Raw genomic sequence first — 17,201 nt, 5'->3', positions numbered from 1 at the left:
CCGGTCCTCGTCTACGCGGTGAGGTCGGTCCTCGCGGACACGTGTCCGGCGGCCACCGCATCGGCCAGCGCCTGGTGATCGCGCTCGTTCTGATCGGCGTAGGCCTGCGCGAAGCGAGCCAGGGCCCGGTCGAAGGTGTCGCCACCGCCGAGATAGGCGGCGATGGCGATCGGATCGCCGGAGCGGGCATGGGCACGTGCCAGTGAGGCGCCGCACAGCCGGCCGAAGAGCGCCAGGGCCGCGGGATCCATGGTCTCCGGCCGGGCGATGCCCTTCCAGTCCCGCAACTGCCGTACATAGAAGTCGCGTTCGCGGCCGTCGATACCCGTCATGTGCTTCCAGCCGAGGAAGATGTCACTGGCGGCCTGCATCAGCCGCTGCCCTGCCACCACCCGCTCGCCCTGGTTCTCGTACGCGCTCGCGCCGCTGTACGGAGCGAGGACCGAGTTGCCTGCCTCCTTGGCCTGCAACAGCAGCGGGTCCTCGTCGTCGCGACCCAGCAGCAGAATGATCCAGCAGCGGGTGCCCACGCTGCCGACGCCGACCACCTTGCGAGCCATGTCGACCACGTGGAACCGGCTCAGGAGGTGCTGCCGTTCCGAAGACAGGGTGCGCGCGTAGTCGGCGACCAGGGCACGCAGGGTCCGTTGCAGATCGTCGCCCTCGGTGCCGGGCAGCAGTTCGTCGAGGGGGGTGATGAGCGGGGGGTCGGAGATGAGCCGGGGTGCGCCGTCGACCAGCCGGGTCAGCTTCCCGGCGGCCTGCAGACTGGTGCGGGTGCGTGCTTTGGCCGATGCGGTGTCGACGCGCCGGCGCTCGCTGCGGCTCAGCCGCACGGACAGGATCGCTTCGACCTGGGCGGCGTCGTCGCGGGCGTACCAGATGTCGAGGGTGCGCATCCCCGCGAACTCCCGCATCCGCTCGCGGTAGGCCCGGACACTCTCGCGCACGACCGTGGCGCAGTCCGAGGCCGGGAACGAGTTGGCGCGACCGGCGATCACCAGGCTCGCGGCGAGCCGTTTGACGTCCCACTCGAAGGGGCCCGGCAGGGTCTCGTCGAAGTCGTTGATGTCGAAGACCAGATGCCGCTCGGGGGAGGCGAGCAGCCGGAAGTTCAGCAGATGGGCGTCACCGCACAGTTGTGCCATGAGCCCGGTGTGCGGGGACGCCCCCAGATCGGACGCCATGATCGCCGCCGCCCCACGGTAGAAGCGGAACGGCGACTCGAGCATGCGGCCGTATCGGATCGGGACGAGTTCCGGGACCCGGGCTGCGGACTGCCGCTCGATGATGTCGACGGGATCGGGCCGCTTGGCGTCCGGCTCGAAAACGGCATGGGCGGAACGCGGCAGCACGGCCCGCGAAGCCTTTCCCAGGGCCGCACGCTCGGACGGGGACGCAGGTGTCTCGTTCATCGTGATCATGACCGTCCCTCCTTTCTCGCATCGTCGCGGCTCGGTGCCCGCCTGGGATCACCCCGGACAGGTGATGTGCGGCCGTGACCGCCGAGGTGATCCCTCCGTGCGCAGCACCGGGGACCCGACTCGGACGGCCGGCCTGCGGGGTCGCGACCGCAGCAGCCTCCGGCGATGGAAAGGTCGGCAGGTTCCACCTGGCGGAGAACCGAACTCCTCCGGCTAGCCGTGGCCGAGGGGGCGGATCTGGTGCGAGTCGCTGGACGGGACGGCCTCGGTCGCCGCACCCGGCTGGATTCGGGCCCGCTCCGCGTCCTCGGGGTCCAGGTCGACAATGTGGCCCGGGCGGCCGATCTGCCGCGCGGCCCGCACTCCCGCAGACTCACCACGCTGACCGCAGACCAGGTGGTCGTCGACGCCGATGCCCCGGGGATCGCGGTCGGCGTCGACGGCGATGCCCTCCTGCTGACCACCCCGGTCGTCTGCCGCATCGCGCCCGGCTCGCTGCGCGTTCGCGTCCCCCGGCGGCCGGCCGGGAGCGCCCTGGGCGAATCCGCCGACGGACTGGCCGGCCCTGCGCCGACCGGCCCTCGCACGCCGTGCCGGCCGCGGCAGGCTGACCGCGGCCACCCCTCGGCGGGGACGGCTAGCCGGACGGCAGCTGCTCGTCCAGCACGACGGGCTGGGCACGACGCGGGCCGGCCGGGCCCTCCGGGCCGTAGCCGAGTCGGATCAGCATCTGGGCGTGACCGGTGTGGTGCGGTTCCTGGCTGAGGGCGCGGCGCAGGTCGGGCCATTCCATGGGCTGGTGCAGCAGTGACGCGCGCAGCCCCAGGGCGGTGGCCACGAGCAGGACGTGTTCGAGCGCCTCCCCCGCCCGCAGCCAGTCCGTACGACGGTCGTGCTCGGTCCTCAGCAGGGCGATGGCAGGGGCGGTCTCGAAGTCCTGGGCGGGCAACCGCTCGGGGTGGCGTGCGGCGGTGAAGTCCCGCATGGGGATGCGTTCGCGGGCGTCCTGCGGGCCCAGTGCGGTGCGCGGAAGGCCGACGTCGAACGGGGCGCCCGGGTCCCGGTGCACCCAGCGACGGCTCTCCGTGCCGCGCTCGGCGTCGGCGTGGTTGCGCCGCTCGGCCTCGGCGGTCACTCGCAACAGCCGGACCGTCTCGGCGTCCTCGGGAAAGATCAGTGAGGCGCCTTCCGCGTGGGCGGCCTCGGCGAGTTCGGCGCGTGCCTGCGGCGGCAGGGACCTCGCGGAGAACGGGAAGCGGCTGCTGTGCCTGCGCCAGATCGCCGGGTAGAGGTCGCCGCGGTGTTCCGTGCCGTGCCCGCCCTTGGCTCCGGTGGGCCGGACGACGGCGAGCAGGTCGGGCTCGTCGGGGCGGGGCAGCAGCCGCACGACGGGTGCCCAGCCGAAGTGGGACACCGCGACGCGGAGGTTGAAGACGGACGCACCCACGGACAGATGCAGCGCACGGCCGGCCGGATCGGCATGCCGCAGGCCGCGCTGCGGGTCCACGCGCACCTCGAAGGCGACGGTGTCGGGGTCCAGCCTGAAGCGCCAGGGCTGCGTGTTGAAGAATGAGGGCGCGGCCACGGCGGCCGCCACGCAGGCTTCCAGGGTCGCGGCGTCGAGAGGCACGGATGGCATGGTGCCCTCCTCCCGCACGGGTTTCGGAACAGGTGGTTGTCCTACGAGGGTGGGCGCCCGGCGGCCTCTCGCGTGAGGGGCCGATGGTCCCCGGCGGGTGGCCGGTCAGGCCACCGACGACGACGGCAGTGGGGGGTGGGGCGCTCGCCCCGGGCGGACGGCTGCTGCGGGCCGGCGGGCGACGGCAGGGCTGAAGGGCCCCTCCGTGCCAAAAGATTGGTCCCGGTCGGCCCCACGACTCCCTCTGCCAGGCCCATGCCACGACACGCGCCCGGCTGTCACCTTGCTCGAAGTGACGACGAGGAGGTGCGGACCGATGCGGACCTGCAGCCGGACCAAGAGGTGGCTGTGGCGGTGGCGGCCCAACCCGCTGCGCAGGCGCGACGATGTTCTCGAGGCCTGGCTAGGGCTTGCCCTCTGGACGCTCGTGACCGTGGGCGGAACGCTCGCCGGTGTGCTGACGGCCCGGGCCGCCGACGACGCCTTCATGCAGCAGCGCGCCGAGCGCACCCCCGTGAGGGCTGTGCTGCTCACGGACACCCCACCCGCGGAGGCGACGAGCTACCGGGCGTTTGCCCAGGTCCGCTGGACCGCAAGGGACGGATCCACCCGGACCGGCAGGACGCTGGTGGACGGCGGACTCAAGGCCGGATCCACGACGGTGCTCTGGACCGACACGCGGGGAAGCCTCACCACCCGACCGCCGAGCCGCACGGATGCGGCCGTGGAAGCGGGGCTCCTGGGATCCGCATCGGCGCTCGCCGTGACCGGCATCGCGTTCGGGGCCGCGGGTGCCGCTCGCTGGCGGCTGGACCGGCGGCGCATCGAGAGGTGGGGCAGGGAGTGGGACGTGATCGGCCCGCGGTGGGGGCACAAGACGGGCTGATCGGCCGTGTCGGTGCCGGGGTGGCCGGAGTTTGGGGGTGTAGTGGGTGAGGGGCCGGCGAGGATGCGTTCGAGCGGTGTGCACCTTCACGATGCACACCGCTCATTGGCTGTCAGGCGAACACGGACAGGAGGAGCGCCATTCCGCGCAAAGGAGACCAGCGCGCAACGAGCGAGGCCCCCTAGCTGTTGATCGAGGCAGCACGGCCTTTACAGGGTTGAACAATCCGTCAGCCCACGGTCCCCGCCGGTCGACGAGCATCGCAACGAGCTGCTCGTGCGACACCGAACTCTACGATGCTGACCAGCTGCTCGGCCTCCTCGTTCGGCATGGTGGTGGTGATCAGCTTGCGCAGGGCGGACACGCCACCCGCAAGTGAGCCTGACCAGGCCTACTGTCCGGTGACGCGTTGGAAGGTCCATTGCTGGTTGGTGCTGCCCCTGTCGGAGTACTGGATCAGCACGGCACCGTCGGCCGTGCTGCCTGCGTTGACGTCGAGAACCTTGCCGCTGTTGCGGTTGACCACGACGAACGCGCCCCCGGTCAGCGGGCGCAGTTGCCATTGCTGGCTGGTGCGGCCGTCCGCGGTCGTCTGGACGATCCGCGCGCCGTCCGCGGTCGAGGAGCCTGATACGTCGAGGACCTTGCCGCTGCGGACGCAGGTGATGGTGTGGTAGCCGTCCGCTGTGGACTGGAAGGTCCACTGCTGGTTCGCTGCGCCGTTGTCGGGCCACTGGATCAGGCCGGCGCCGTCCGCGGTCGCTCCACCGGAGACGTCGGCGACCTTGCCGCTGCGCACGCTGACGCATGTGTAGGCCCTGGTGGGGGCGATGGTGTACTGCACGGAGTCGACGTCGACGTAGCCGGTGTTGTTGGGGTTGTAGGTGTACAGGCCGATCCGGTCGCCGCGGTATCCGCCCCAGGTGAGCTGGTAGGTGCCGCCGAAGGAGGTGAACGCGCTGCCGTCGAGGCTGTAGGAGAACTGGCTGACGCCGTTGACGTCCCAGGTGGTGCGTAGCCACACGGCGTTCTGCGTGACGACCGGGCCGTTGGTGAGGGTGCCGCCGGCGTTGTGCGCGATCGTGGTGGTGCTCCCGGAACGGCGGACGCCCAACCCGGCGTAGGTGGCGGCGTAGTGGCACAGTCCGGCGTGCTGGCCGTCGGCGAGGCCGGCCAGTTCGAGGCGGATGGTCACCGTCGCGCCGCCCGCCGTGCGCAGCACCCGCTGGGTGAGGGTGTTGCCGACCTTGGTCAGGTTGTCGGTCGCCAGCGGGGCGAACGCCTTCAGCCGGAGGTAGCCGGGGCGTTCGGTCAGGGACCAGTGGTCCGCGCGGGGTTGGTAGTACCACTCCCACTGGGGCTTGAGGCGGGTGTCGGTGAACAGGTCGCTGGTCACCACGGAGGGAAGCGCGTCGACCGGCAGACCGGGGGTGCCGCCGGCGGGGACCTGGCCGGTCCACACCATGGTGCCGATGCCGTCCGTGCCGACCTGGCCCAGGATGGGCCAGCCGTCGATCCAGGTCACGGGCAGCAGGGACAGCACGCGTCCCTCCCAGTCACCGTGGCCGTGGTGGGTGACGAAGTACCAGGCACCGTCCGGGGTTTGCACGAGCCCGCCCTGGTTGGGCTCGCGGTCCACCGAGGTGTTGACGTGTTCGAGCTGTTTGGTCTCGTAGGGGCCGTAGAGGTTGGAGCCGCGGTTCATCATCAGCACCCGGCCCTCGGACTTCACCTCGCTGTACAGGTGGTAATAGAGGCCGTTGATCTTGTACAGCTTGTTGGCCTCGCTGCCCGACGACTGGTGGATGACCGTGGGTGAGCCGACCAGCGACTTGCCGTCCGAGGACAGCTTGAACAGGTTGATCTTGTAGCCGTCCGAGTAGTGCGAGGTGATCAGGTAGCCCTGTCCGTCGTCGTCCCAGAACGGGCACGGGTCGTCCCAGCCGGAGGTCCGCCACACTGCCGTCAGCGGGTCCCACGGCCCTTCCGGTGACGCGGCCGAGGTCATGAAGAAGCCTTCGTCGGGGGTGTTGAAGTACACCCAGTACCGGCCCGCGTGGAAGCGGATGGCGCCAGCCCACACGCCGCGGCCGTAGCGGTTCATCCGGTCCCAGTTCAGATCCGGTCCGATCTGGGTCACGTCACCGACCGCGCCGCCGAGCGTGCGCCAGTTGACCAGGTCCTTGGAGTGCAGCACAGCGACGCCGGGCGAGTACCCGAACGTGCTGGTGATGCCGTAGTAGTCGTTGCCGACCCGGATGCAGTCCCAGTCGCTGAAGTCGCCCGGGAGGATGGGGTTGACGTAGGTGCCGTCGCCTTGGTCGCCCCACTTCCCTGCCGACAGTGCGGCTGCCGCGGCTCTGCCTGGTGACAGCAGGCCCGGGAGCAGGAGTGCCCCGGTGCCGACCGCGGCGAGTCGGCCGAGTTGTCGTCTGGTGATGTCCACAAGTCCCGTCCCGTGGTAGGCGTCATCACATGTGAGGTGGCACTGCTCGATTCGAATGGGCGGTGATGGAGGTACGCGGGGACGGCACCGGTCCGGCTATGGCGGCCGGCACCGTTCCTCGCACCCCTTCGTCGGGCGGATCAGTCGACGTCGACGACCTTCCACAGCTGGCTGTCGGCGCCCGTGTCCGTGTTCTGGACGAGCTGAGTGCCGCCCGAGGACACGTCGAGCACCTTGTCGCTGTTCACGTTCTTGATCTTGTAGTAGCCGTTTCCGCTGGCGGTCAGTGTCCAGTGCTGGTTCGCGGCGTTGGTGTCGGACGACTGGATGACGGACGCGCCGTCCGCGGTGGAAGCGCCGCTGACGTCCATGAGCAGGGCACTGTTCCGGGTGACGATCTCGTAGCTGCCGTCACCGACCGGGACGAAGCGCCAGTTCTGGTTCCCGGCTCCGGAGTCTGTCCACTGGATGATGTTGGCTCCGGCGGTCAGGGATCCGCCTGACACATCGACGGCCTTGTTGCTGCCCTTGTTGACCACCTTGTAGTTGGCGTTCTTCGCGGGGAACTGGATGGAGGCGAACGCGTCCAGCGCGCAGACGGTGCTGGAGGCGGCGGAGTTCTTCGTTCCCGTGCACACCACCTTGATCGTGTGCGGGCCCGCGGCCAGGTTTGTCTTCTCGAACAGCGGCACCTGCTTCGTCACCGTCGCGGCGTAGGCGTCGATGCCCGCCTGGGCCAGGGTGCCGTCGATGTAGACGTCCACCTTGCCCATGTTGGGCTGCGTCATGCTGAGGTAGCGGACGCCCGTGCCGGTGAACGAGAACTCGGCGTAGTTGCCGGCGGTGTTCGTGAACTTCTCGGACCCGTTCATGTCCTTCGTGTCGTTCCAGTTCGACCAGGTGCCGGAGTAGGTCACGCCCGCGGCCTTGTCGTCGACGTGGTTCCAGCGCTGGCGCACCAGCGCCTTCGACGCGGGGGACGCGTTGCCCTGGGCGTCCACGACGTAGAGCCGGTAGTCACCCGCCGTCTGCGGGACGCGGATGCTGGTCGCGGTGCCACTCGCGCTGGTCATGGTGGGACCGGCGGCGAACGTCGTCGTACCGGCGGGAGCCAGCCACAGCGTCCTGGTCGCGTCCTTGGGGCTGCGCACCGGAATGGTCATCACGCCAGTGCCGGCGAACGTGCTCGCGGGCAGCGCGTAGTCCTGCGCAGCCGTGACCGCGGCGGGCAGCAGGTTCTTGTAGGCCTCCTCCAGACCGGCGTTGAGAGCGATGCTGTACGCCTGCGACGGCCACACGTTGTCCCCGTAGCCCTTCACATCCGTGATCGTGCTGTTCGGGACGTTCCTGCCGGCGATCTTGTTGACGGTGCCGTAGTTGTTGGTGATGGTCAGGTCGTGCTGCCGGCCCCAGGTGCCGGAGTTGACGGTGTACGCCAGGCCGGGGTCGACGTCGAACACGTTGTCGTGGTAGCTGATGAAGGCGGAGCCTTCATCGGGGTGCAGGCCGTACTTGTGGCCGGCCGGGACGCCCTTGATGTAGTTGTTGCTGATCTCCGTTCCCGGCTGGCTGCCCAGCGTGTAGATGGGAGCGGAGTCGCCGAGCACCTGCATCGTGTCGAAGATCTCGTTGTACTTGACGGTGTTGTTCTTCGCCGTGGTGGTCGGGTTCCCGGGATTGATCGAGTTCGTCGAACCGTCGAAGTTCCACCAGCCCCAGCCGAGCGTGATGCCCGCCCACGGGGACTTCTCGATCCGGTTGTGCTGCACGGAAAGGGAATCGACGAAGTACGCCGACACCGGGCTGGAGCCCTGGAACAGCACCGCGCTGTCGTAGAGGTAGTTGTCCGTGATCGATATGTTCTTGCAGAGTCCCTCGACGCTCACCGGGTACTTCTCGTTGTTGGTCGAGGTGTAGTCACCGATGTACACGTGTTGGGGGTGTCCCACGGTGATGGCGGACCCGGCGATGTCGTTCGTGACGTTGCCGGTCAGCTGAGAGTCCGTCACGTCGTTGGCCAGGGTGATGCCGTCGGCGCCGGTGTGCTGCACGGTGTTGCGCTGCAGGACGATCCCGTCGGCGCTCTCGATCTGGACGGCCGCGGGCGGCAGGTCGACGTTGCGGTAGGTGTACGCGTGGAAGTTCTTCCTGGCGTACACGTTCGAGCTGGCGTTGCCCTGCGTTCCCTGCCGGAAGACGGAGCCCGCGACCTTGACCAGGTTCCAGTCGGAGTGCTCGACCGTGAGCCCGGAGAACGTGATGTTCCGCGCGTGGTCGGTCCTCGACGTGCCGGCGATCTTGAGGAGGGTGGACACGTTGTTCGGCGCGAAGACGTCCGCCGTGGTCATGTCCTCGGAGCTTGACTTGTAGTAGTACAGCGTGTGCTTCGTCTTGTCGAAGTAGAACTCGCCCGGCTTGTCCAGGAATTCGTACGCGTTCATGAACGTATGACTGCCGCTGGCTCTGAACGGCCCGTACGGCGGTGCCTGGGCGATGGCCGCACCCGGCTGCTGGAACAGGGCCACGCGGTTGGCGCCGTCCGAGCTCGTGGTGATCTGGCGGACGCCCACGATGGCCGTGGTCCAGGTCGTGGCCGACACGATCTCGACGTCGTCCTGGTTGGACGCGATGGCCGGCAGGTCGGAGAGGCTGTACTTGGCTCCGTCGCACTGCGAACCCGACTCCCAGGCCCAGGGGGCCTGGCCGGCCGTGACGGTGTAAGTGCCGTAGCATCCGGCCGTGTTGATCGTCTTCGAGGCCATCTCGGCGCGCTTGCCGTTGACGTAGAGGGCTCGGAGCTTGTCGTCCCGGTTGAGGGTGGCCTTCCAGATGTTCCCGCTGTGCTGGGTCCAGCCGGACACCTCGACGCCTCCGTCCAGGACGGGCTTCTCGCCCGGGTAGGCGGCGTAGACGATCTGGTGCCCGTTGGTGCCGGCATCGGCCGAGGTGAAGTCGATCGTGCTGCTCACCGGGTAGGTGCCGCCCCGGAGAAAGACGTTGATGTCCCCGGTCATGTCGTTGTTCACCGTGCGCACGACGTCCCGGGCGTGCTGCAGGGTCTTGAACGGTGCGGAAATCGTCCCGGCGTTGGCGTCGTCGCCGTTGGGGGCGACGTAGTACGTCGCCTGGGTCGCGGCCGAAGCCGGGGTGGGCGCCGTGAGGGAGGTCAGCACGACGGCGGAGACCGCGGTCGCGAACGCTGCCGGCAGGCGGCGGATGATGGAGGTTGCGGCCTTCATCGTCTGCCCCTCCGGACAGTGCGGACGGTCGGTAAAACGTTCATGTGTCGGCTCCTGCGGAGTTGTCTGTCTGGTTGCGCGGATCTTCCTCGTTACCCGATCCCTGAGCGTCCGGCGGGCTCAGGGACGTCGGCGGGCGGCGCAACTTCGCGGGTCGGGGGGCGGCGGCTTGGATGGGCCGACGCCGACCGTCCCTGGTAGGCGTCGGCCACTTAAGGCGACTTGAGTGTCACCGACTTCGAAGAAATTAGCCGTCTTATCGAGGGGTTCGTCAAGGGTGCGTGCGGCGTTCTTTTGGCCCTAGGTGCAATGACGAAGGGCTCATGCGTAATTACGGATGTTATAAGGCCTTTGCGTGCTTGAGAATCCAGAGCTCACGTTGTAGATCTTGACAAAATGAGTACGACTTATTATTCCCCGGTACGCACTGCACCCGTCGGCACCGGGCTCACCTGCCACGTCCTCACCGAATTGCGCCGCAAGACCCGAGACCGCCGACGCATGGCCCGCAGACATGCCATGTCTTCTCGGGGAGCAATGGTCCGATAGCTATAGATAACGGCAGAAAACGACAGCCGAAAGACCGTTTTCATCCCTGCACACCCGTTGACATAGGCATGGCGCGTGCCACAACTTCATGCGTGACATCACGCACACGCTGCGCAAGGTTCCCCAAGAGGCTCCGGGCGTCGAAAGAGTCATGCGGCGGTGCTGCCGTACGGGAACGGAGTGGGGACATGCCGTCGGGAAACTGCTCCGCCGTGAACGCCCTGAAGTCCGCAGAATCCGTCGCCGTTCGCAGCCGGTGACGCGCTGCTCGCCGGCAGAAGTGCCGCCGACCAACGGCCCTGGTCTCCCACCACAGCTCTGACGGAGGTACCACCATGATCAGCAGACGCCAGTTCCTGGCGAGCGCCACGGGGGTCGCGGCGGCGGCCGCGGGCAACGTTCTCGCCGCCGGCACCGCCCGGGCCGCGACGACGTACACCCCCACGTGGGCCTCGGTCGACCAGCACACCGCGGCTCCCGAGTGGTTCAAGGACGCCAAGTTCGGCATCTACTACCACTGGGGCGTGTTCAGCGTTCCGGCCTATGGGAACGAGTGGTATCCGCGCCGCATGTACATCAGCGGCGATTCGTGCAACCAGCACCACATCGCAACCTACGGCGACCCGTCGGCGTGGCCGTACCACAACTTCATCAACGGCGCGAACGACCTGAACGGCAACTTCAACAAGTTCGCCCCGAAGCTGAAGTCCGCCGGCGGGAAATTCGACCCGGACGAGTGGGCGCAGCTCTTCGTCGACGCCGGCGCCCGGTTCGCCGGCCCGGTCGCCGAGCACCACGACGGGTTCTCCATGTGGAACAGCTCGGTCAACGAGTGGAACTCGGTCGCGAAGGGCCCCCAGCTCAACCTGCTCCAGCTGTTCACCGACGCCATCCGTGGCAAGGGGCTGAAGCTCCTGGTGGCCATGCACCACGCGTTCAACTTCAACGGCTTCTACGACCACGTGCCCGCGCAGTCCGACCCGAGCCTGCAGAAGCTGTACGGGCAGTTGGGCGCCACGGCCGAGAACCAGCTCTGGTACGACAAACTCAAGGAGGTCATCGACCTCGCCCAACCCGACATCATCTGGCAGGACTTCGACCTGAACAAGATCAGCCAGACGCAGCAGCTGAACTTCCTGTCGTACTACTACAACCAGGCGAACACCTGGGGCCGCGAAGTCGTCGCCACCTACAAGGACGGCTTCAACGGCCACGGCGAGGTATTCGACTACGAGCGCGGCGGCCCCGGCGACATCACCGCCCCCTACTGGCTCACCGACGACAGCATCTCCAGCTCCAGCTGGTGCTACACGAACGGCATCGGCTACTACAGTATCCAGCAGATGCTGCACTCGCTGATCGACCGGGTCAGCAAGAACGGCAACATGCTGCTCAACATCGCCCCGATGGCGGACGGCACGATCCCCCAGGCCCAGAAGGACATCCTCCTCGGCATCGGCGACTACCTGCGCCGCTTCGGTGAGTCGGTCTACTCGACCCGGGCCTGGACCACGTACGGCGAAGGTCCCACGCATATGGGCGGCGGCGCCTTCACCGCCCCGAAGGTCGGAACGGCGCAGGACATCCGCTTCACCCGCAACAAGAACAACACCGTCCTGTACGCCACGGTCCTCGGCTGGCCCGGCACCACACTGAACATATCGACGCTCAACTCGGCCCGCATCAACCTCGGTTCGCTGACCTCGGTGCAGCTGCTGAACCCCACCGCCGGCACGTACACGAACCTGCCCGCGCCGACGCAGGACTCGGCCGGACTGCATGTGACCCTGCCGTCGTCGTCAGCGCCGTTCTCCGCCCTGGCCTACGTCGTGAAGCTGACCTTCTCCGGCCCGATCCCGGCCCTGAAACCACTGTCCGGGGCCGTGGTCTACCAGGACGTCAACTATCTGGGCGGCTCCTCCGTGCTCCAGGTCGGCACCTACACCGCCGACCAGTTGTCGCTCGCCGGCCTGCCCAGCCGCAGTCTGTCCTCGCTGAAACTCGCCCCCGGCTACCAGATCATCGGCTACTCCGGTGACAACTTCACCGGCACCGCCTGGACCTTCACCGCCGACAACGCCGACCTGCGCGTCACCGGCAACAACGACGCCGTCGTGTCGATGAAGGTGCAGCTCGACCCCTCGGCGTGGTTCAGGATCACCAATGTCACCGACGGGCTGGTGCTGGACAGCGGCGGGAACGTCCCCAGCGGATCCAACCTCAAGCAGTGGACCTGGAACGGCAGCACCAACCTCCAGTGGCAGGCCGTCGAGCTCGGCACCGGCTACTACAAGCTGGTCAACCGCGCCAACGGCATGGTCGCCGACGGCGGCGGCGCCACCACGAACGGCTCCCCCGCCCTGGAGGCTCCCTGGGACGGCGGCACCAAGCAGCAGTGGCAGCTCAGGTACCAAGGTGGCGGCAGGTACTGGATCACCAACCGCGCCACCGGCCTCGTCCTCGACGGCGGCGGGAACGTGCCCTCGGGCTCCGTGACCAAGCAGTGGTCAGGGAACAGCAGCACCAACGTGCAGTGGACCTTCACCGCGGTCTGAGCGGGCAGGAGGAGCGGGGGCCGGGGCAGCGGCCCCGGCCGCTGCCGACGAAAAGCGGCACACTCCTGCGCGACTTCCTGACGAAGAGCCGCCCCGGCCCCACGCCACGTCCACGCAGGCGTACGGGCACGAGATCGGCCCGCGCGAACTCCTCGCGCACACACTCCTCCACGCTTACAGCAACCTGCCGCGGTACTTCAAAGACCTACCCGAACCACCCGAAGCCACCCTCGACTCGCTCGACGAAACGTGGTCGGCACCACCTGGCGTCCTGCACCTTCAAAATCTGGCATGCTCGCCCTGCTGATGCACTCCGCCACTACATGAGGCAGCACGGCCTGCCGAGCATCGGCGCCCGCAACACGGCCATGATGGAAGCGATCACCGACCTCCCTCCGATCGTGGTCAGCGACCTCTTCGGCATCCACCCCAACACCGCCTGTGCCTGGGCTCAGTACGCCCAGAACAGCTGGGCCGAATACCTCGAAGCCGTTCAGGCCACCGATGATGGCGCTATTTGAAAATGGCTCTGGCCGCAGTTCCGTGAGCGGCTGATCTTGAGGGGCTTCCCGCGAGGCGAACGCAAGCCGACTGGATACTTGTCTGATGGAGGTATCAAGAGGTTCGTGGGTTAACACCACGCACGATTGGTCTAGTGTCATCGATCTGAGTCATCTTGCGCATATCCGGCAGAGTCCAGCGGAGTTCGCACCGGGTGGCCCGTTGCATCTTGTCCTTGAGGTGCTCGCCTATGCCGCTGATGAAGCTTCGAGCAAGGGAGGCGGGCGCTGTCTCGTCACTCTCTATCCGGATGGTTCCTTGTCCGTGGCAGACGACGGGCGGGGCACTGATACCCGTATCGACGAGCAAGGTCGCGTCGTGAAGAAACCAGTCATGGCATCAAAGGATCTTCGGTTCTTCGACTTCCCAGGCGCAGAACTGCTTCCAGACGGCCATCCGCGTCGAGGTATGTCTGTCGTTGCAGCCCTCAGCGAATGGCTCATCCATACCAACCGTCGCCGCGACGGGGCCTGGACCCAACGCTACGAACACGGCATCCCGGTCACCGACCTGGAGCCCGTCGAGCCCGACGGCACCACCGGGACACTCGTCCACTTCAGACCGGACGGGCCGTCTCGTTCGGCAGGGATATCCGCGGAGGGCCAGTTGAAGCGTCTAGCCATAGCCTGGCCAGACCTGGACATTCAGGTAGACGATCGATCCAGTTGCTGACGGTCATGGCTGCATGAGGATGCGGGTCCGGAGGAGTTCGAACGAAGCCCGGCCATACATCGCTCGCTTGAGCGTTTTCACCCGGTTCACGTGCCCCTCGACGACGCCGGAACTCCACACGAGGGTAAGGCCGGCGGTGACGGCGTCGAGGTCCTGGCGAAGGAAGCCAGCAAAGCCTTGCATGGGCTTGGGGCCGTCCTGTTCGGCCTGGCGAATCCACTCCAGCAGCAGGTATCCGCGCCGGTGCCGGACGAGATCGGCGAACGTGCGGGCGAGGTCGCAGGCCCGGGTGATGTCCGGGCAGGCGAGCCGGACCGCTAGCAGCCGCTTGTCTTGGCTCTCGGTGAGGGTGTCGCGGGGCTGCATGATCCATGAGGTGATCTTCCGCGGGCTGGGTATGTCGACCCGGACGGGTTCGGCGGTGTCCGCCCGCAGGGCGGCGAGGTGCTTGCGGACCACTTGGCGGCTGCCCCGGTAGCCGCGTTCGTGGATCTCCAGGAACAGGCGGGTGCCGCTGACCTGTCCCTGGTTCTCGGCGAAGCGGGCGTTGAGATATGCCTTGAACGGCTCCAGCACGCCGTTGGGGCGCCGGTCGCGGGCAGAGGCCAGCAGTTCGTCGAGGTTGGTGTCGCGGAAACGACGTACGGTCTTGCGGTCGAGGTTCAGGCGGCGGCCGATGGCGCTGATCGTCCAGCCTTTCTCCACTAGTCGGTGGACGTCCTCGAATCGGTGCCGGGTTCGCTCGATGATCTGGGTGCAGGGCAGTTCCGGCACCGGTAGTTCCATCGGAACCGGTTCCGGCACTGGCAGTTCCATCTCCTGCTCGGCGTGTTTGCGCAGGCAGTTGCGGTGCTGATGACAGGTCTTCTCTACCGAGGCGGACAAGTTCTGAAGTAAATGCCAACGGTCTGCGACTTCGAGGGCGTCGGGGGCGGCGTCCTTGACCGCCTTCGTATAGGCGGTGGCCCGGTCCCTGCAGATGATCTCCGCGCCGGGGTGATCCTTGAGCCAGGCCGCGAACGTCTCCGAGGTGCGGTCGGGCAGTACGTCCACGACCCGGCCGGCCTCGACGTCGACCAGCACGGTGCCGTAGGTGCAGCCCCTGCGGAAGGCGAACTCGTCCACCCCCAGCACCCGCGGCGCACGATCCAGTACCACCGGCGCCGTCAACAGCCTGAGCAGCCGGGTCCGGCCCGCGACCAGCCGCAGGTGGCGACACAACCGCGCGGCCGGACGGCCGCCCAGTTCCACCGCGATCGACCGCAGCCAGCCCGTCAGCCCGGTGCTGGAGCGGCGGTGCCGCTCGGACAGGCCCGGCACCTGCTCAGCGAACGTCCGGCGGGAACAGTTCTTCCGGCCGCAGAAGTAGCGGCGCACCCGCAGCCGTACCACGACCCGACGGGAGCCCAACGGCCTCTCATCCAGGGCCCGTTGGTAGGTGCTGTGCACGCGTCTTGCCCGCTTGCGGCAGTCAGGGCACCGGCCCGGCCGACCAATGGCCACCGCCTCCACCACCAGGACGTCGGAGGAGTCGCTGACGCGATCCACTCGCACATCCATTCCGGGAAACAGCACAGCCTCGAGCGTCTTGCTTGCCATGCCGGGACATACTCTGCCGAAACGATCCCTCGCTCACCTCCCTGACCCGGGGATTCACGGAACTGCGGACAGAGCCAATTTCACGCATCCGCATCACCGAATAGCGCAGGGTCTTCAGCTCGTCCGGGAGGGTTGTTGAAGCAGCTCGGCCGACGAGCACCGGTGCGGCTTCAGCGGCGTGAGAAGAGGAAGGACTCGATGATCCGCGTGTCGTACTCGTAGCCGTGCACCCGGATTTCAGCAATGGCTACGAAGGAGCGTGACGCGTGACGGTCACACTCGGTCGACCGCCCACCGGGGTCTTGGGTCAACCGTTCGGTTGAACCGCGCTTACCACTCCCGCCCGCCCCTCGCTCCGCGCGGAGGACGCGGGCGCCTGCCGGTGGCGAGCAGGATGCGTACGTCACCCCCCATCAGAGAGGTCTTCGCAGCATGTCCAGCTTCCTCAGCAGACGACGTGTCCTCGCCACCGGCGCCGCCGCAGGTGCCGCCATCGGGATCGGCGCGCTGGGCGCCGGCACCGTGCAGGCCGCCACCGGGTCCGAGGAGACCAGGACCCTCGACGAGCTGTACCAGGCCGCCCTCGCCGAGGGCGGGAAGCTCGTCATCTACGCCGGTGGGGACACCCCGACCCAGCAGGACTTCACCAAGGCGGCGTTCCTCAAGCGCTTCCCGGACATCGACCTGACCCTGGTCGTGGACTACAGCAAGTACCACGACGTCCGCGTCGACAACCAGCTCGCCACCGGCACCCTCGTCCCCGATGTCGTGCAGCTCCAGACCCTCCAGGACTTCACGCGCTGGGAGCAGCAGGGGAAGCTGCTGCGGTACAAGCCGGCCGGGTTCTCCAAGGTGTACGACAAGTTCAAGGACCCGCACGGCGCCTGGGTCGCCATCGGAGCGATCGCCTTCAGCTTCATGTACAGCCCGTCCGCGGTCGGCTCGGACGCCCCACGGACCCCGCTGGACCTGGTCGACCCGAAGTGGAAGGGGAAGATCGCCTCCTCCTACCCGCACGACGACGACGCGGTCCTCTTCCTCTACTCGCTCTACGTCCAGAAGTACGGCTGGAAGTGGGCGGCCGAGCTCGCCGCACAGGACGTGCGCTTCGCGCGGGGCAGCAACTCCCCCGGCGACGCGGTCCGGGCCGGCACCCACGCGATCGGCGTCGGCGGCTCGGGCGCCCCGCTCTCCACCGGGCCCGTGAAGTGGGTCATCCCGGACGGCGCCCCGTTCATGGCCTGGGGCCAGCGCGCCGCGATCCTGAAGCAGGCCGCGAACAGGACCGCCGCCAAGCTGTACCTCAACTGGCAGCTGTCCCTCCCCACCCAGCAGGGGTCCTTCAACGGCTGGTCCGTACGCACCGACGTCACTCCCCCGACCGGCCTGAAGGCGCTCTGGGAGTACCCCGACGCGCACCTCGACGGCTTCCCCCGCTTCATGGCCGACCGTGCCGCGATCGAGCGCTGGAAGCAGACCTTCGCCCTGTACTTCGGCGAGGTGAAGGGCGACCCCACGCCCGGCTGGCCGGGACTGCACCCGGGCGCGTAGCGCACAGTTCTTCACATAGGTCATACCAAGCCCCGATAGACTCGGACGCCCGTCCAAGTGGATCAGTCCGTTCAAGGGGA

General features: G+C 67.8%; 11 protein-coding genes. 5 read left to right on the top strand and 6 right to left on the bottom strand.

Annotation, left to right across the window (positions count from 1 at the left end; all coding sequences use genetic code 11):
- Nucleotides 1–11: 11 nt before the first annotated feature.
- The 3 genes from ABT254_RS05530 to ABT254_RS05520 form a co-directional block, all read right to left on the bottom strand.
- On the bottom strand, nucleotides 12–1,424 hold the full coding sequence (locus ABT254_RS05530) for a DUF2252 domain-containing protein (protein WP_351463870.1): 1,413 nt from the start codon (nucleotides 1,422–1,424) through the stop codon (nucleotides 12–14).
- Between the two features lie 213 nt (nucleotides 1,425–1,637).
- Entirely contained in the window at nucleotides 1,638–2,045 is a 408-nt protein-coding gene (locus ABT254_RS05525) for a hypothetical protein (RefSeq protein WP_351463867.1), read from the bottom strand.
- A 16-nt stretch (nucleotides 2,046–2,061) separates the two neighbouring features.
- Nucleotides 2,062–3,063, bottom strand: a complete 1,002-nt coding sequence (locus ABT254_RS05520) for an Acg family FMN-binding oxidoreductase (RefSeq protein ID WP_351463865.1) — start codon at nucleotides 3,061–3,063, stop codon at nucleotides 2,062–2,064.
- A 316-nt stretch (nucleotides 3,064–3,379) separates the two neighbouring features.
- On the opposite strand from ABT254_RS05520, the gene ABT254_RS05515 reads away from it, so the two are divergent.
- On the top strand, nucleotides 3,380–3,949 hold the full coding sequence (locus tag ABT254_RS05515; RefSeq protein ID WP_351463862.1) for an Rv1733c family protein: 570 nt from the start codon (nucleotides 3,380–3,382) through the stop codon (nucleotides 3,947–3,949).
- Nucleotides 3,950–4,340: 391 nt separating this feature from the next.
- On the opposite strand, the gene ABT254_RS05510 is transcribed toward ABT254_RS05515, so the two are convergent.
- Together ABT254_RS05510 and ABT254_RS05505 are read right to left on the bottom strand one after the other, a co-directional pair.
- A complete protein-coding gene (locus tag ABT254_RS05510; RefSeq protein WP_351463859.1) occupies nucleotides 4,341–6,395 on the bottom strand; it encodes a family 43 glycosylhydrolase in 2,055 nt (684 codons plus the stop codon).
- A gap of 140 nt (nucleotides 6,396–6,535) precedes the next feature.
- Nucleotides 6,536–9,634, bottom strand: a complete 3,099-nt coding sequence (locus tag ABT254_RS05505) for an RICIN domain-containing protein (RefSeq protein WP_351463856.1) — start codon at nucleotides 9,632–9,634, stop codon at nucleotides 6,536–6,538.
- Between the two features lie 884 nt (nucleotides 9,635–10,518).
- On the opposite strand from ABT254_RS05505, the gene ABT254_RS05500 reads away from it, so the two are divergent.
- From ABT254_RS05500 to ABT254_RS05490, 3 genes are all read left to right on the top strand, one after another.
- Complete coding sequence (locus ABT254_RS05500) at nucleotides 10,519–12,738, top strand: alpha-L-fucosidase (protein WP_351463853.1); 2,220 nt, start codon at nucleotides 10,519–10,521, stop codon at nucleotides 12,736–12,738.
- A 323-nt stretch (nucleotides 12,739–13,061) separates the two neighbouring features.
- Complete coding sequence (locus ABT254_RS05495; RefSeq protein WP_351463850.1) at nucleotides 13,062–13,259, top strand: hypothetical protein; 198 nt, start codon at nucleotides 13,062–13,064, stop codon at nucleotides 13,257–13,259.
- Nucleotides 13,260–13,344: 85 nt separating this feature from the next.
- Nucleotides 13,345–13,971 (top strand): ATP-binding protein, encoded by a 627-nt coding sequence (locus tag ABT254_RS05490; RefSeq protein WP_351463847.1) that lies wholly within the window; start codon nucleotides 13,345–13,347, stop codon nucleotides 13,969–13,971.
- 3 nt (nucleotides 13,972–13,974) lie between these two features.
- Here the strand turns inward: ABT254_RS05490 and ABT254_RS05485 are convergent, their stop codons facing one another.
- On the bottom strand, nucleotides 13,975–15,531 hold the full coding sequence (locus ABT254_RS05485; RefSeq protein WP_502971929.1) for an ISL3 family transposase: 1,557 nt from the start codon (nucleotides 15,529–15,531) through the stop codon (nucleotides 13,975–13,977).
- 471 nt (nucleotides 15,532–16,002) lie between these two features.
- On the opposite strand from ABT254_RS05485, the gene ABT254_RS05480 reads away from it, so the two are divergent.
- The gene (locus tag ABT254_RS05480) at nucleotides 16,003–17,121 is read left to right on the top strand and encodes an ABC transporter substrate-binding protein (protein ID WP_351463841.1); all 1,119 of its coding nucleotides are present in this window, start codon (nucleotides 16,003–16,005) and stop codon (nucleotides 17,119–17,121) included.
- The last annotated feature ends 80 nt before the right edge of the window (nucleotides 17,122–17,201 follow it).

The organism is Streptomyces sp. NPDC001137 (assembly GCF_040298885.1).
Taxonomy (GTDB): Bacteria; Actinomycetota; Actinomycetes; order Streptomycetales; family Streptomycetaceae; genus Streptomyces.
Note: the sequence above shows the minus strand (reverse complement) of the source record. Positions and strands in the feature narration are given on the sequence as shown.

Excerpts from the sequence above, each read along its gene's own strand:
- ABT254_RS05530 (WP_351463870.1), bottom strand. The coding sequence starts at position 1,424 with ATGATCACGATGAACGAGACACCTGCGTCCCCGTCCGAGCGTGCGGCC.
- ABT254_RS05520 (WP_351463865.1), bottom strand. The coding sequence starts at position 3,063 with ATGCCATCCGTGCCTCTCGACGCCGCGACCCTGGAAGCCTGCGTGGCG.
- ABT254_RS05515 (WP_351463862.1), top strand. The coding sequence starts at position 3,380 with ATGCGGACCTGCAGCCGGACCAAGAGGTGGCTGTGGCGGTGGCGGCCC.
- ABT254_RS05505 (WP_351463856.1), bottom strand. The coding sequence starts at position 9,634 with ATGAAGGCCGCAACCTCCATCATCCGCCGCCTGCCGGCAGCGTTCGCG.
- ABT254_RS05500 (WP_351463853.1), top strand. The coding sequence starts at position 10,519 with ATGATCAGCAGACGCCAGTTCCTGGCGAGCGCCACGGGGGTCGCGGCG.
- ABT254_RS05495 (WP_351463850.1), top strand. The coding sequence starts at position 13,062 with ATGAGGCAGCACGGCCTGCCGAGCATCGGCGCCCGCAACACGGCCATG.
- ABT254_RS05490 (WP_351463847.1), top strand. The coding sequence starts at position 13,345 with ATGGAGGTATCAAGAGGTTCGTGGGTTAACACCACGCACGATTGGTCT.
- ABT254_RS05485 (WP_502971929.1), bottom strand. The coding sequence starts at position 15,531 with ATGGATGTGCGAGTGGATCGCGTCAGCGACTCCTCCGACGTCCTGGTG.
- ABT254_RS05480 (WP_351463841.1), top strand. The coding sequence starts at position 16,003 with ATGTCCAGCTTCCTCAGCAGACGACGTGTCCTCGCCACCGGCGCCGCC.